Genomic DNA, 13,673 nt, shown 5'->3' with positions numbered 1-13,673 from the left:
CGCCGACCCGAGAGCTCCGCATCCGAAGCGACCTCATCCCAGGCCCAACGTGACGTCACTCCGGTAGCGGGCCAGCTCCCACGGGTCGTGTGCACAGAAGACCTCGACCTGGTCACCGTGGTCGCGGACCAGCTCGCGCAGCCGGGCCTGCGTTCCGAGCCGCAGGTCGCGGTGCACCTGTGAGCGCGTCTGCACGATGTCCAGCAGTGGGTGGGGTTCATTCAGTTCCTCGATTTCGCGGTGGTAGTAGTACGCGTCGCCGCAATGGAGGAGCCAGCGGTCGCCGTTCCGCACGGCGACCCCGGTGTGGCCGGCCGTGTGACCGCCGAGGGGGACGAGTCTGACCTCCGGCGGGAGCCCCTTCGGCTGCAGCGCGGTGAAGCCGAACCACTCTTCGCCGGGCTCGGGACCGTAGGTGGCCCAATGCGGTTCGTGTGCCCAGTGAGCCGGGCGGTAGCGGAAGCTGGGCGCCTGGGCGAGTGCCGCGTCGAGTTCGGCGGCCATGACGTGGACCTGGGCGTCGGGGAAGTCGGGCAGGCCGCCGCAGTGGTCGACGTCCAGGTGGGTGACGATGATGTGGCGCACGTCGGACCGGGCATGGCCGAGCCGGGCGATCTGCCGGATGGCTGTCTCCTTCTCGTCCAGTGTGGGTTGTGTCATCTCGACCCACTCGGTGCCGAGCGTGGCGCCCGGGTCCCGGACGTCGCCGAGTCCCAATCCGGTCTCGACGAGGACCAGGCCGTCTGCGTCGGTCTCGATCAGCAGGCAGTGGTTCACTGCGGGTGCGGGATGCGGGCCGTCGTAGGTGGCCTCGATCGTCCGCACCGATCCGCAGTTCAAGTGATGGATTTCCATGGCGACTAGGCTGCGACTTGAACCGCGATTCAAGTCAAGGAGGCGGAATGGAAGCATCGTTGCTGGACATCGCGGAGGTCGCGGAGCACTTCGGTCTGGCGCCTTCGGCGCTGCGGTTCTACGAGAAGAAGGGTCTGATCGCCGCTGCCGGCCGCAACGGCCTTCGCCGTACCTACCACCCGGACGTGCTGGAGCGCCTCGCGCTGATCACATGCGCGCGCAGCGCCGGATTCTCCATCGCCGAGATCGAACGCTTCCTGGCGGCGCGTCCGTCCGACGTGGACCTGCGATCCCGTATGGCCACCAAGGCGCACGACCTCGACGAGCAGATCGGCCGGCTCACACGGCTCCGCGACAGCCTGCGGCACGCGGCCGTGTGCGACCACGAGCCGATCGTCGACTGCCCTGACTTCAAGCGGGCCGTGGGCAACGTGGCGGCGCCCGCTCTCGCCCCGGGCAGGTCCTGCTCCTGACCCCGCCGAGCAGGCGGACCAGACGTCTCACCAGGCGTCCGGGGAGGGGCAGATGACGTGTCTACGCCGGCGCGAGCCGTCCGACGGGTGCCGGCCGGTGAGGGCTACGCGTCACCGGCCCGGCGGTCGGCGTCGATGCGACCCTGGAAGCCGTCGAGGATGGCCTGAAGGCCGAACTCGAAACTGTTGTCGGGTGCATTGGCGTAGTCGTCGGCGGCCGGGGTGTCGAGGCGCTCGCGCAGTCGCGGGAACCGCGCGGCGATCTCGGTGGCCCGTGCCATGGTGTCGGCCAGCAGTTGCCCGGCATCTTGGCCGTTCTTGCTCAGCCTGCGGGTCAGCGACACCTGCGCAGCGGCCCCGAGGGCGCTGCCGAGCACGAAGATGAAGACCGTGGCGGCCGCCCGGTCCGCGTCGGCGGCCACGAATCCCGCCTTCTCGTAGACGGCGAGGCTGTAGTCGTCGTGGCGGGCCTTGCCGGGGCCGTAGAGGAGGTGGCTGCCGAACGCCTGCCCGTACCAGGGGTGCCTGGTGAGCATGGCGTGCATGCCGGTGGCGAAGGCTGTGGCGGCGGTGCGCCAGTCGGTGACATCGAGGTCGGGCAGTTCGACCTCGTCCCAGATCGCGTCACCGGCGAGCCGGACGAGGTCGTCCTTGGTCTTGATGTGCCAGTAGATCGCCGTGGCGGCCGAGCCGAGTCGTTTGCCCAGGCTGCGCATGTTCAGGCCGTCCAGTCCCTCGTCGTCCAGCAACTCGATGGCGGCACGGACGATCTGGTCTGCGGTCAGCGTGTCTCGCGGCATGACCACCATCATACTTGAACTTAGTTCAGAACCTCTTGCACTTTGTTCAAGAGGGGCCTAGGTTCTGAATTGCACTTAGTTCAAGTGCCTACGTGCGGGAGGGGTAGGAGCAATGACACAGGAGACGCTGTCCGATTTCGTCGAGGCGACGGCCAAGGAGTTCGGCATTCCCGGCGTCGCCGTCGGGGTGCTTGCGGACGGTCAGGAGGTCTACGCGTCCCACGGTGTGACGAGCATCGACGATCCGCTGCCGGTCGACGAGAAGACGCTGTTCCCCCTGGGCTCGGTGAGCAAGACCTTCACGGCGACCACGCTGATGCGCCTGGCCGCCGAGGGACGGGTCGAGCTGGAGGCGCCGGTGCGCCGGTACATCCCCGAGCTCAAGCTCGCCGACGAGCAGGCGGCGGAGCAGATCACCGTGCTCAACCTGCTCAACCACACCGCGGGGCTGGACTGGAACCTGATCGAGACCGAGGAGGGGGACAGGTCCCTGGCGGCGTTCGTGGCGAAGCTCGCCGAACTGGCCATGATCGCACCGCCCGGCACCCGTGCCTCGTACAGCCAGGCCGGGTACAACCTCGCCGGGCGCATCGTCGAGAAGGTCACGGGCCTGGCCTTCGAGAAGGCCGTCGCCTCGCTGGTGCTGGAGCCCCTGGGGCTGTCCAACACCTTCTTCGACGTGGACGACGTCATCGTCCGTCGCTTCGCCGTGGGTTACAACCGCGGCGAGGACGGGACGCTGCGGCGCGCCCAGCCGTGGAAGGCGTTCCGGGCCGGTGACCACGGCAACAATCCCGGCGGAGGCATCGTGTCCTCGGTCGACGACCTGCTGCGCTGGGCCCGGTTCCATCTCGGCACCGGCGACGCTGTTCTGCCCGCTGAGGCGCTGGCTCGCATGAAGGAGCAGACGGTCGAACTGCGCGGCAGCACCCTCGGAGACGCCTTCGGTATCTGCTGGTTCCTGCGCGATGTGGACGGTGTCCGCACGATCGGGCACGGCGGGTCGGGCAACGGCCAGTTCTCCGAGTTGCTCGTCGTACCCGAACGGGACTTCGCCGTGGTCTCCCTGGCCAACGCCGGCCCGGACGGCTACCAGTTCAACCAGGCCGTCGTCCGCTGGGCACTTGAGCACTACCTTGGCGTGGTCGAACGTGACCCGGAACCGATCCCGTACGACGAGGGGCAGGCGCGAGAGGTCGCCGGCCGCTACGAGATCGACGCCATGAACCTCGACATCGCCACCGACGGGGCCCTCCTCACGCTCGCAGTCGGGATCAAGCCGGAGATCCGCCAGGCATCGGACGTCGAGATGCCCCCGGACTACCCGGCGGCCACGATGGGGTTCCTGCCCGGGCCGGGCGACGAATACATCATCACCGAGGGCGGCCTGAAGGGACAGCGCGGCTTCTTCACCCGCGACGAGACCGGCGCGGTCACGGGCATCGACCTCGCCGGACGACTCTTCGGCCGGGGAACGCACGCATCCTGATCCAGGGAACACAGGGGGCGGTCCCAAGGATGAGCACGGCATCTCGCCGGGTCGCGACCGCCCTCTGAGCCGGAGAACCTGCGGCGCTGCGGCTCCGCCCCCAGCCGCAGGTCAGCCCCCAGATCGGCGTGTGCCGTACGGATCAGGCGGTTCGGCGAGGCGGGCCGCCGTCTCCAGCAGCAACGCGTGGACGAAGGCCTGGGGATGTTGCCGCGCAACTGGCGCTGGGCGATGTCGAACTCCTCCGCGTACAGACCCGACGCGCCGCAGGCGCCACGGTTTCGTTCGAACCAGCGGTGCGCGTCGACCGCGTGACCCTGCTGGTGTTCGGCGAGCGCCATGACGAACCCGCACAGCAGGAACGCCCCCTCGGCCTCCTCCAGAGGCCGCTCGTCGTGACGGAAGCGGTAGATGAAGTGGTCTTGGGTCAGTTGCTCACGGCAGGCACGCAGGGTGGCGCGCGTGCGCACGTCGTCGGCGGGCAGCGCCCCGCGCACGGGGGGCAGCAGCAGCGCGGCGTCGGCCGAGGGGTCGTCGGGCGTGCGCTGCCAGTGGCCGTCGGGATGCACGCCGCCCGCTGAGGTGGCGGCTACCAGGGTGTCGGCGAGGTCGGTGCACGTGCCGGCGAGTGGGCGGTGGGGTGCCGCGGCGGCCAGGGCGCGCAGCCCGGCGGCGCAGATGAGCCGGCTGTGGGTCCACTGCCGGGCGTCCAGTTCCCAGATCCCCGCGTCGGGCTCCCGCCATCGCTCGGCGATGGCCCGCACTGCGAGGTCTGCCGCCTTCCAGGCGTCGGAGTCCAGCCGGTCCCCCCGCTCGGCCGCCGCGAACAGCAACAACGCCTCGCCGAAACAGTCCAGCTGGAACTGCTTGCGCACGTGGTTGCCGATCCGGCTGGAGCCGCCGGGGTAGCCGGGCAGGGCGAGGTCTTGCTGGCCGGGGACGGCCGTGCCGTGCACGGTGTAGGCGGGAGCGAGGTGTGGGCCGTCGGCCAGCAGCCGCTCGCTCACGAAACGGACGGCGGCGTCGAGGAGTTCGGGGGCGTTCGCGGCGGCCGCCGCCTGTCCGGCGTAGCTCTGGTCCCGGATCCACACATACCGGTAGTCGTAGTTGCGTCCCGCCTGGGCGCGTTCGGGCAGGCTAGTGGTGGCCGCGGCGACCATTCCGCCGCCGTGTGTGGTCAGCCCGCGCAGCACAGCGTAGGCGCGTCTGGCGTCGCCGGGCGCGATGGTCTGCTCCAGCGCGGGCACGGCCTGCCGCCAGGCCCGCTCGGTGGCGGCCCAGGTCTCTGCGGCGCGCGGAAGGGCGTGCGGCAGCCGGGAGCGGGAGCACTCCAGAACCAGGTCGTGGCTTTCGCCGGGCCTCAGCACCAGATCGGCGGTCAGGCCCTGCTCACCGGCGGTTGCGGACGGGGCGCCCTGCCAGCGCAGGTGCCGGCGGCCGGTGTTCAGGTGCCAGACGCCGTCGTCGTCGCGGTGCGGGGACGTCAGTGGGGCACGGCCGTAGTCGGCACGCGGGTCGAGCACGACCCGGAGACGGGCCGGGCGGTCGACGGCAAGCACCTGCCGCAGCAGGACCAGACGGTCCTCCTCGCCGGGCAGGGCCAGGCACTCACGGCACTCGATGACGCCCTCGGTGGTGACCCAGCGGCTGCGCCAGATCAAGGTCCCGTCCTCGTAGTAGCCGCCGGGGACCCAGTCGGCGCGCGGGGTCACGGCGTAGACGCCACCACCACCGATCAGCGAGGCGAAGACGGCGTCGTCGTACCAGGTCGGGGCGCACAGCCAGGTGAGGGCGCCGTCTGGTCCGATGAGCGCGCTCCGTTCCCCGTCGGCCAGCAGTGCGTAGTCGTGCAGCGCGTGCGGCGGGAAGGATGTGGTGCTCATGGTGCGGCCTCCTGCAGTCAGACCACTCGGTAGGGCTGTGCGCGCTCGGTGTTCAAGGTCAGTCCCAGCCCCGGTGTGCCGTCGGCACCCGGTGCGATGGTGCCGCCGGTGGCGTCGAGGACCCCGTCGAAGAGGATGCGCTCGATGCGGACGTGGTCGTGGAACCACTCCAGGTGCCGCAGGTTGGGCACCGCTGCGGCGACGTGCGCGTGGGCGTGTGGGGCGCAGTGCCCGGAGATGTCGATCCCGCGGGCCTGGGCGAGGGCGGCCGCGCGCAGCCAGACGGTGATGCCGCCGCAGCGGGTCACGTCGGCCTGCAGGCAGTCCACGGCACCGGCGGCGAGCATGTGCTCGAAGTACGGAAGTGTGTAGCCGTATTCGCCGGCGGCGACCTCCGAGGTGAGCCGGTCGCGGATCATGGCGAGAGTGGTGAGGTGGTCGGAGGAGACCGGCTCCTCGAACCAGGTCACGCCTTCGTCGGCGAGTTCCCTTCCCATACGCACTGCCTGCTTGGCGCCGTAGCCGCCGTTGGCGTCGACGAACAGGTCGGTGCTGTCACCTGTGCAGGCGCGAGCCCTGGCGACGCGTTGTCGGTCGCGGTCCTCACGGCGCCCCCAGGACTCGGCAATCTTGATCTTGACCCGGGGGATGCCCTCCTCCTCGACCCAGCCGCGCAGTTGACGCTCTTGCCGCTGGTCGTCGTACGTGGTGAATCCGCCGCTGCCGTACACCGGCACGGCGTCGCGGGCGGCGCCCAGCAGCCGCACCAGCGGCAGTCCGAGCAGCCGCGCCTTCAGATCCCACAGGGCGATGTCGACGGCCGCGATGGCCTGGGCGGCCACGCCGGGCAGACCGGCGTTGCGCACCGCGCGAAGCATGGCCTCGTTCAGGCGCGGCACGTCGAGCGCCGGTGACCCGGTGACCACTCCGGCGAGGAGGTCGTCGACGGCACGTGCCGTCGCGGCGGGCGCGTAGGTGTAGCCGAGGCCGCTGACATCACCGCATCGGACGGTGGCCAGAACGAGTGTGGTGCTGTCCCAGCTGAGGGTGCCGTCGGCTTCGGGCGCGTCGGTGGGAATGGTGAAGACGGCGCTGTCCAACCGCTCCACGACCGGGGTGTCGCTCACTGGTCGTCCTCCGTACCGGGCCGCTCCCGACGATGGCGGCTGCCGGGCGGAAGCTCCTGGCCCTCGGGTTTGGGTCCCTGCCGGACCAGGGCGACGCGGTCGCCGTCGCCCTTGGGGGAGACGCAAGCAACGGCCTCGATCTGGTCCGGAGTCACGTGTGGCGAGATGGGCGGTACAGCGGGGCCGGTCATGAAGTCGAACACACAGGGTTTGTCGGCCACCGGCGCGGCCTCCCAGACGCCGTGCCCATCGCCGGGGCCGGCGAGGACGTGCTCCAGTCCCCAGTCACGCAGAGGCCCCAGGACGTGCTCAGAGACCTTCATCGGCATGTTCCTGGCCTTTCCGCAGTTGCTCTCGGGGCCGCGGTCATGGGCGGCGCAGGTACCGCACGGCTCCCCGCCCGGCCGCGGTCGCGGCCGTCGCCGTGAGGGCCGCGACGCCCGCGGTGGTCGCCCACTGGGCCGCGCGAGAGGGGTGAGGAGGCCGTTGGGCCAGGCGTTCGGGCTGCTCGCTCGGAAGGTTGCCGTCGAGGCCGAGGGCGAGGACCTCGGCGAGGTGCAGGGCACGGCGGCCGGTCGCGCCCTGTTCGATCTGGGTGCGGCAGCTGAAGCCGTCGGCGAGCACCAGAGCACCCGGGGCGGCCTGGCGTACGGCGGGCAGGACCCCCTCTTCCCCGACGGCCATGGAGACGTCGTAGTGGCCTTGTTCGAAACCGAAGTTGCCGGCCAGGCCGCAGCAGCCCTCGTCCAGCACCTCGGCGTCAAGGTGGGAGCGGCGCATCAGTTCCCGGTCGGCGTCGAACTTCATGATCGCGTGCTGGTGGCAGTGGGTCTGCACGAGCGCCTGGCGGGCGAGCTGCGGCGGCCGCCAGCCGTCAGGCGCATGGTGCACGAGCTGCTCGCTGAAGGTGCGGACCTGCCCCGCCAGCCGCTTGACGTCCTGGTCGGCGGGCATCAGCTCGGGCGCGTCGGCTCGGAACACCGCTGTGCAGGAGGGTTCGAGGCCGATGATCGGGGTGCTCGACTCGAGGTAGGGCCGCAGGGCGTTCACGGTACGCCGCAGCACCGTCTCCGCGGTGGTCAGCTGGCCGGTGGAGATCCAGGTCAGTCCGCAGCAAACGGGCCTGGTCGGTACGGCGACCCGGAATCCGGCGTCCTCCAGGACGCGGACGGCGGAGATCGCAATCGACGGATGGAAGTAGGTGCTGAAGGTGTCGGGCCACAGCACCACGGTCCGCGGGTCGGCCGGATCGGGTTCCTCGGCATCCCGCTCCTTCCACCACTGCAGGAAGGACTGCTGGGCGAACACCGGAGCTTGCCGGGACTCGGCCACGCCGGCCAGGGCCTTCCCCACCCGGGCCACGCCGGGAGCCCGTAGCAGGTTGTTCACCAGGGACGGCGCGAGGCGGGACAGGCGGGCCCACAGCGGCAGCCAGCCCATGGAGTAGTGGGCGGCGGGGCGCAGGCGTCCTTCGTAGTGGTGAGCGAGGAACTCGGCCTTGTAGGTGGCCATGTCGACGCCCACCGGGCAGTCCGGCTTGCACCCCTTGCAGGCCAGGCACAGATCGAGCGCGTCCCGCACCTCGGTGGAGCGCCAGCCGTCGGTGACGGCCGAGTCGGCGTGGCCGCCGAGCATCTCGAACAACAGCCGAGCCCGGCCCCGCGTCGAATGCTCCTCCTCCATCGTGGCCCGGTAGGAGGGGCACATCACCCCGCCTTCGTGGCCGCGGCAGTTGCCGATGCCGACGCAGCGCATCACCGCACGGGTGAAGGAGTGCTCGTCCTCCGGGTAGCCGAAATGCGTGTCGGGCGTGGCCGGCCGCCAGCCGGGGCCGAGCCGGAGCTGCCCGTCGACCGGGTTCGGGTCGACGATCTTGCCCGGGTTCATTCTGTCGCCGGGGTCGAACAGCGCCTTCAGCTCACCGAACGCGGCCACGAGCCGCTCACCGAACATCCGGTGCAGCAGCTCTGCCCGCGCTTGACCGTCACCGTGCTCGCCCGACAGGGAACCGCCGTAGGAGGCCACGAGGTCGGCGGCCCGCTCGACGAAGCGGCGGAAGTCGGCCACGCCCTCGGCGGTCTTCAGCCCGAACGGGATACGGGTATGGACGCAGCCCTGCCCGAAGTGCCCGTAGAGCGAGGGGTGGTCGTAGCCGAACTCGTCGAACAGGTGCTTGAGGTCGCGCAGATAGTCGCCGAGCCGCTCCGGCGGGACGGCTGAGTCCTCCCAGCCCTCCCAGGTCTCCCGGTCGTCCGGCGGCCGCGCGGTCACGCCGAGCCCGGCCTCGCGGGCCCTGAGCATCTTCTGCTCGCGCTCCGGATTGTCGGAGAAGGCCACGTCGGGGTCCTTCTCGCTGCGGCCGATCGCGCGCAGCAGCGCGTACGCCTGTTCGTCGGCGGCCTCTCGGCTGTCGCCGCTGTAATGCACGAGCAGCCAGCTGTCGCCCTCGGGGAGGACGCCGAGCGAGTCCAGGTAGGCGCCCTCCTCGCGCATCAGCTGCGCCATCCGTCCGTCCAGCGCCTCCAGCTGGCTGGGCGAACAGTGCTCGAGCAGGCGGGACACGTCGTCGCCGGCCCGGCAGATGTCGTCGTAGCCGAGGACGAGGAGCGACTGGTAGGGCGGCACCGGCACCAGATCGAGTTCGGCGCGCAGTACCGTCACCAGGGTGCCCTCGCTGCCGACCAGGGCCCGGGCGACGTCGAAGCCGTTCTCCGGCAGCAGCGAGTCCAGGTTGTAGCCGGAGACCCGGCGGGGGATCTTCGGGTAGCCGCGCCGGATGTCCGCCAGGTACTCGGTGACGATGCGGTCCATACCGTCGTAGATCTCGGCCTTGCGACCACCCTCGGCGCTGATCCGTGTCCGCTCCGTCGTCGAGGTCGGCCCCACCCACATGCGCACGCCGTCATAGGTGAGGACCTCGAGGCGGCGCACGTTGTCGACGGTCTTGCCGTACGCCTGCGCGGAGACGCCGCACGAGTTGTTGCCGATCATGCCGCCCAGAGCGCAGTGGGTATGGGTGGAGGGTTTCGGCCCGAACTGCAGGCGATGGCCGGAGAGCCGCTTGTTGAGTTCGTCCAGGACGATTCCCGGCTCGACCACACAGGTACGCGCCTCGGGATCCACGGACAGCAGGGCGTGGCAGTACTTGCTCCAGTCGATCACCACGGCGGTGTTCGTCGACTGACCCGCCAGGCTGGTGCCGCCGCCACGAGACAGGACGGGGGCGCCGAAGCGCGCACAGACCTGAACCGCGTGCGCACCGGCCTCCACGGTGCGCGGCACGACGACGCCGATGGGCACCTGCCGGTAATTGGAACCGTCCGTCGCGTATGCGCCCCTGCTGCCCGAGTCGAAGCGGACTTCGGCATCGACCTCGGCGGACAAGGCAGCTTGCAGACCGACCATGTCCGTGTCGGTGGCCGCGCTCGGCAGAGGCCCGCCCGTCATCGGGGAAGCCGGCCGATGTGTCGCGAGCATGGCGTGGGTGGAGCCGCGCTCCTGCTCAGGCGCTCGGACCTCTGCTCATGGCCATGGCTGACGGCGTGGTGTGTCCTGCGGGCCTTCTCACTCACGATCGACCTCCGGTCCCTGTACACCGTGCGGTACGAGTCGCCGTGTACCCCGACATTGCGGGATGCAACGGTGGCCCGCACAGGCCATGCATCGCGCTGGGGCGCTCGGCACCTTCAGGGCCCTGCCTGAGCGCTTCGCCAGGCTCGTGACGCTGGGTCCTTCGCTGGATCTGCACTTGCATTGCACTTGCGCAGCGACATCGGGTCACCGACGTGACCGGTGCTCGGCACGGAAGGTCGTCGGCGCCGGGACGACGCCCGCGACATCCGGCAACCCTGCCGCCGATCGGTGCAGCTATCGGGCGGGCAGTCCTGCCGACCGTACGGAGCGGGCAGGGATGAAGGCGGAGGTGCTGTCGAATGCGCAGCGGTGACGTGCTCGTTCTCATTGATGAGGGCGGCCGGGTGGTCGAGTGGGGGCGTCCGGCCGAGGAGCTGTTCGGGTGGTCCGCCGAGGAGGCCGTCGGCCGGTCGGTGACCTCGCTGACGCAGGGGATCTCCGCGGACCGCCCAGGGCGGTGGGAGGGACTCCTCGAGTCGGACGCACTACTGGTCAAACCGCTGCTGCGCGGCACTTCCGTGGTGTGGCAGGTGCTCACGCCCGGGGACATGCCGGCCGCGCGGGACCTGGCGGTCCTGAAGGCGCTGTTCGCCCATTCCCCGGTGACTTTCCATGTACTGGACGACCGGCTGCGCGTGGTCCGCACAAACACCGCTTCCGAGGGGCCGAGCGACACGCCGGCTGGGCAGCTGCTGGGCAGACCCTTCACTGAGGCCTGGGCACTCGAGGACGCCGTGGCGGAGACCGCCGTGGCGCAGGGCGTCCTGGACAGCGGATGCCCGGTGCTGAACCGGCTCGTGCGAGGCGCACGGGCGTCCGGCCGGCCCGGGCGTCATATCCAGTCCGTCTCGTACTTCCGTCTGGAGGACTCCCGCGGCCATGTGCTCGGGCTGGTGGCCACCGCGGTGGACGTCACGGAGCGGGAGAGCGCGGCCGGCCGCCTGGCCCTGCTGGAACAGGTCCGCTCACGAGTGGGGCACGTGCCGAACGTGGGCGTGATCTGCCAGGAGCTGGTGGACGCGGTTGTGCCCGCCTTCGCGGACCTGGCCGTCGTCGAGGTGGTCAACGACGTCGTCCGCGGCGAGGACCCTCCGCAGGTACCCGTACGCCAGGACGTGCCCCTGCGCCGGGCTGCCTTTCGCGGTGGCGTCACCCCGGCATACCCGCTCGGAGAGGTCCGCCCGCTCCCGCCCGGCACCCCCTTCTCGTTCGTCCTGTCCGACCTTCAACCACGTCTGGTCCCGATCGAGGAGAACAGCTCGTGGCCGGCCGCCGACCCCGCCCGGGCCGAGGCCATCCGGCGGTCCGGAGCCCACTCCCTGATCGTGGCACCGCTGGCGCTGAGAGGTCAGGCCCTGGGCGTGGTGAGCTTGTACCGCTGCCAGGACCAAGACCCGTTCGACGAGGAGGACGTCGCGCTGGCGTCCGCCGTGTGCGCGCACGCCGCACTGTGCATCGAGAACGCCCGCCGCTACATGCGCGAGTGGATCATCGCCTCCACCGTCCAGCACCGACTCCTCCCCCAGGACTCCCCCGCACAGACCACCGTGGAGATCTCGCAACTCCACCTGCCGGGCCCCGAGGGCGGCGGCGCATGGTCCGACGCGATTGCGCTGCCCGGCGCACGGACCGCTCTGATCGTCGGCGACGTGGCAGGTGAGGGCATGCTCGCAGCCGTGATGATGGGACTGGTGCGGACGGCCATCCACACACTCGCCGCCCTGGACCTGCCGCCCGACGAACTCCTGGCCCGACTGAGCGACTCCGCCGCTCGCGTGGCGCCCGCCTACGCCGCGCTGCCTGTCGCGGATCCCGAGCCCACGCCGCTCGCCATCGGCTGCGTCATCGCGGTCTACGACCCGGTCGAACTCACCTGCACCATCGCACGCGCCGGCCTCGCGAAGCCGGTCGCCGTCCTTCCCGACGGCTCGACGGTGACGCTCTCCGTCCCCCCGGGCCCCTTGCTCACCGGGGCGGACAACGCCCCCTTTCCCGCAACCACCGTCGTCCTCCCCGAGGGAACCACGCTCGCCATGGGGACGGCTGCGCTCGCCGACCGCGTGCTGGCGCCATCGGGTCCGCTGCGCCCCCTGCTGGACGGCGCCGGTTCCAGGCCGCTGTCCGATCTGCGGGACGCCATTGCCGACGCGTGCCCCGAAGACCACCGGCTCGGCGAATCCATGCTGCTCCTCGCCCGTACCAAGGCACTGCCCGCGGACCGGGTCCTCACCCGCGCGCTGCCGGAGGGGCCCGAGGCCGCACCGATCGCCCGAGCGGAGACCCGTCGCCGGCTGGAGGCGTGGGGCATGGACGAGGAGACGGCGTTCACCACCGAGCTCATCGTCAGCGAGTTCGTCGGCAACGCCGTCCGCTATGGAGCCCCGCCTCTGCAACTGCGTCTGATCCTGGACCGCATGCTGACCTGCGAGGTCAGCGACGCCGCACCCAGCGCCCCGCATGTGAAGCACGCCCGCACCCTGGACGAGACCGGCCGCGGGCTGTTCATCATCGCCAGCTTGGGCGAGCGGTGGGGCACCCGCTTCCAGGCGGACGGGAAGACCGTCTGGGCCGAGCAACCCGTCAAGCCGCCGAGAGCCGGCCCATGACACCGATCGTCCTGGGAAGACCTCGGTGACTACGCCGACCCTGTACCTCACCCCTGATTCCGGTAGCGCAGGTAGATCACGCCGCCGTCGAAGCGGCGCCGATCTCATCGGAGATCAAGGTACGAAGCGGTAGCCCATGCCGGGCTCGGTGAGGAGATGCCGGGGGCTCGTCGGGTCGGGCTCCAACTTCCGCCGCAGGCTCTGGAAGTAGACACGAAGGTAGTGGGTCTTGTCGTCGTGTCCCGGTCCCCAGACCTGCTGCAGGATCTGTCGGCTGGTCACCAGCTCCCCCGGGCGGTGGCGAAGCAGTGCGTCGAGGATGCCCCATTCGGTCGGGGTGAGGCGCAGCCGCTCGCCGTCGCCGTTCCCGCGGCGCACGGTGGCGGTGTTGAGGTCGATCGTCCACTCGCCGATGTGCGCGACGGTCTGAGAGGGCTCCTCCCTGGCCGGTCGGCGCAGCACCGCCCGCAAGCGGGCGAGGAGTTCGTTCATCGCGAAGGGCTTGGTGACGTAGTCGTCAGCACCCGCGTCGAGGGCGGCCACCTTCTCGTCGGCCTCGGACCGCCCGGAGAGGACGATGATCGGCACCTGGCTCCAGGCGCGCAGGGCCTGGATCACCTGGTGGCCGCCGATCTGCGGCAGCCCGAGGTCGAGGAGGACGGCGTCCGGCGGGTTCGAGATGGCCTCTGCCAGTGCCTGACGGCCGTCGGCCGCGGTGTCGACCGTGTAGTCGACCTGGAGGCTGATCTCCAGGGCCCTGAGCATGTGCGGTTCGTCGTCGACGACCAGAATGCGGGGCATCGTGGT

9 protein-coding genes and 1 pseudogene are annotated in these 13,673 nt (G+C 70.7%); 3 read left to right on the top strand and 7 right to left on the bottom strand.

Going from position 1 to position 13,673, the window contains the following annotated elements:
- Positions 1–33 precede the first annotated feature (33 nt).
- Entirely contained in the window at positions 34–855 is an 822-nt protein-coding gene (locus ACQEXA_RS48645) for an MBL fold metallo-hydrolase (RefSeq protein ID WP_432923898.1), read from the bottom strand.
- Between the two features lie 47 nt (positions 856–902).
- Here ACQEXA_RS48645 and ACQEXA_RS48640 point away from each other — a divergent pair, with 47 nt between their 5' ends.
- Positions 903–1,328: a MerR family transcriptional regulator gene (locus ACQEXA_RS48640; protein ID WP_432923900.1), complete on the top strand. Its 426-nt coding sequence runs from the start codon at positions 903–905 to the stop codon at positions 1,326–1,328.
- 104 nt (positions 1,329–1,432) lie between these two features.
- Here the strand turns inward: ACQEXA_RS48640 and ACQEXA_RS48635 are convergent, their stop codons facing one another.
- Complete coding sequence (locus tag ACQEXA_RS48635) at positions 1,433–2,128, bottom strand: TetR/AcrR family transcriptional regulator (protein WP_432923902.1); 696 nt, start codon at positions 2,126–2,128, stop codon at positions 1,433–1,435.
- Positions 2,129–2,240: 112 nt separating this feature from the next.
- Between ACQEXA_RS48635 and ACQEXA_RS48630 the strand changes: the two genes are divergently transcribed.
- A complete protein-coding gene (locus tag ACQEXA_RS48630) occupies positions 2,241–3,617 on the top strand; it encodes a serine hydrolase domain-containing protein (protein WP_432923904.1) in 1,377 nt (458 codons plus the stop codon).
- Positions 3,618–3,988: 371 nt separating this feature from the next.
- Here the strand turns inward: ACQEXA_RS48630 and ACQEXA_RS48625 are convergent.
- From ACQEXA_RS48625 to ACQEXA_RS48610, 4 genes and pseudogenes are all read right to left on the bottom strand, one after another.
- Positions 3,989–5,500: pseudogene (locus ACQEXA_RS48625) on the bottom strand (glycoside hydrolase family 15 protein); the annotation flags it as partial.
- Between the two features lie 17 nt (positions 5,501–5,517).
- Positions 5,518–6,627 (bottom strand): enolase C-terminal domain-like protein, encoded by a 1,110-nt coding sequence (locus tag ACQEXA_RS48620; RefSeq protein ID WP_432923906.1) that lies wholly within the window; start codon positions 6,625–6,627, stop codon positions 5,518–5,520.
- The gene (locus ACQEXA_RS48615) at positions 6,624–6,950 is read right to left on the bottom strand and encodes a pyruvate decarboxylase (protein ID WP_432923908.1); all 327 of its coding nucleotides are present in this window, start codon (positions 6,948–6,950) and stop codon (positions 6,624–6,626) included. The genes ACQEXA_RS48620 and ACQEXA_RS48615 overlap by 4 nt, the downstream gene beginning before the upstream one ends.
- Before the next feature lie 43 nt (positions 6,951–6,993).
- Complete coding sequence (locus ACQEXA_RS48610; RefSeq protein ID WP_432923910.1) at positions 6,994–10,074, bottom strand: FAD-binding and (Fe-S)-binding domain-containing protein; 3,081 nt, start codon at positions 10,072–10,074, stop codon at positions 6,994–6,996.
- Positions 10,075–10,559: 485 nt separating this feature from the next.
- Between ACQEXA_RS48610 and ACQEXA_RS48605 the strand changes: the two genes are divergently transcribed.
- Positions 10,560–12,866, top strand: a complete 2,307-nt coding sequence (locus ACQEXA_RS48605) for a SpoIIE family protein phosphatase (RefSeq protein WP_432923912.1) — start codon at positions 10,560–10,562, stop codon at positions 12,864–12,866.
- 114 nt (positions 12,867–12,980) lie between these two features.
- On the opposite strand, the gene ACQEXA_RS48600 is transcribed toward ACQEXA_RS48605, so the two are convergent.
- A complete protein-coding gene (locus tag ACQEXA_RS48600) occupies positions 12,981–13,667 on the bottom strand; it encodes a response regulator (RefSeq protein ID WP_432923914.1) in 687 nt (228 codons plus the stop codon).
- Positions 13,668–13,673 lie beyond the last annotated feature (6 nt).

Origin of the sequence: Streptomyces sp. CA-106110 (assembly GCF_050936285.1) — a bacterium.
In the GTDB taxonomy this organism is placed as follows: Bacteria; Actinomycetota; Actinomycetes; order Streptomycetales; family Streptomycetaceae; genus Streptomyces.
Note: the sequence above shows the minus strand (reverse complement) of the source record. Positions and strands in the feature narration are given on the sequence as shown.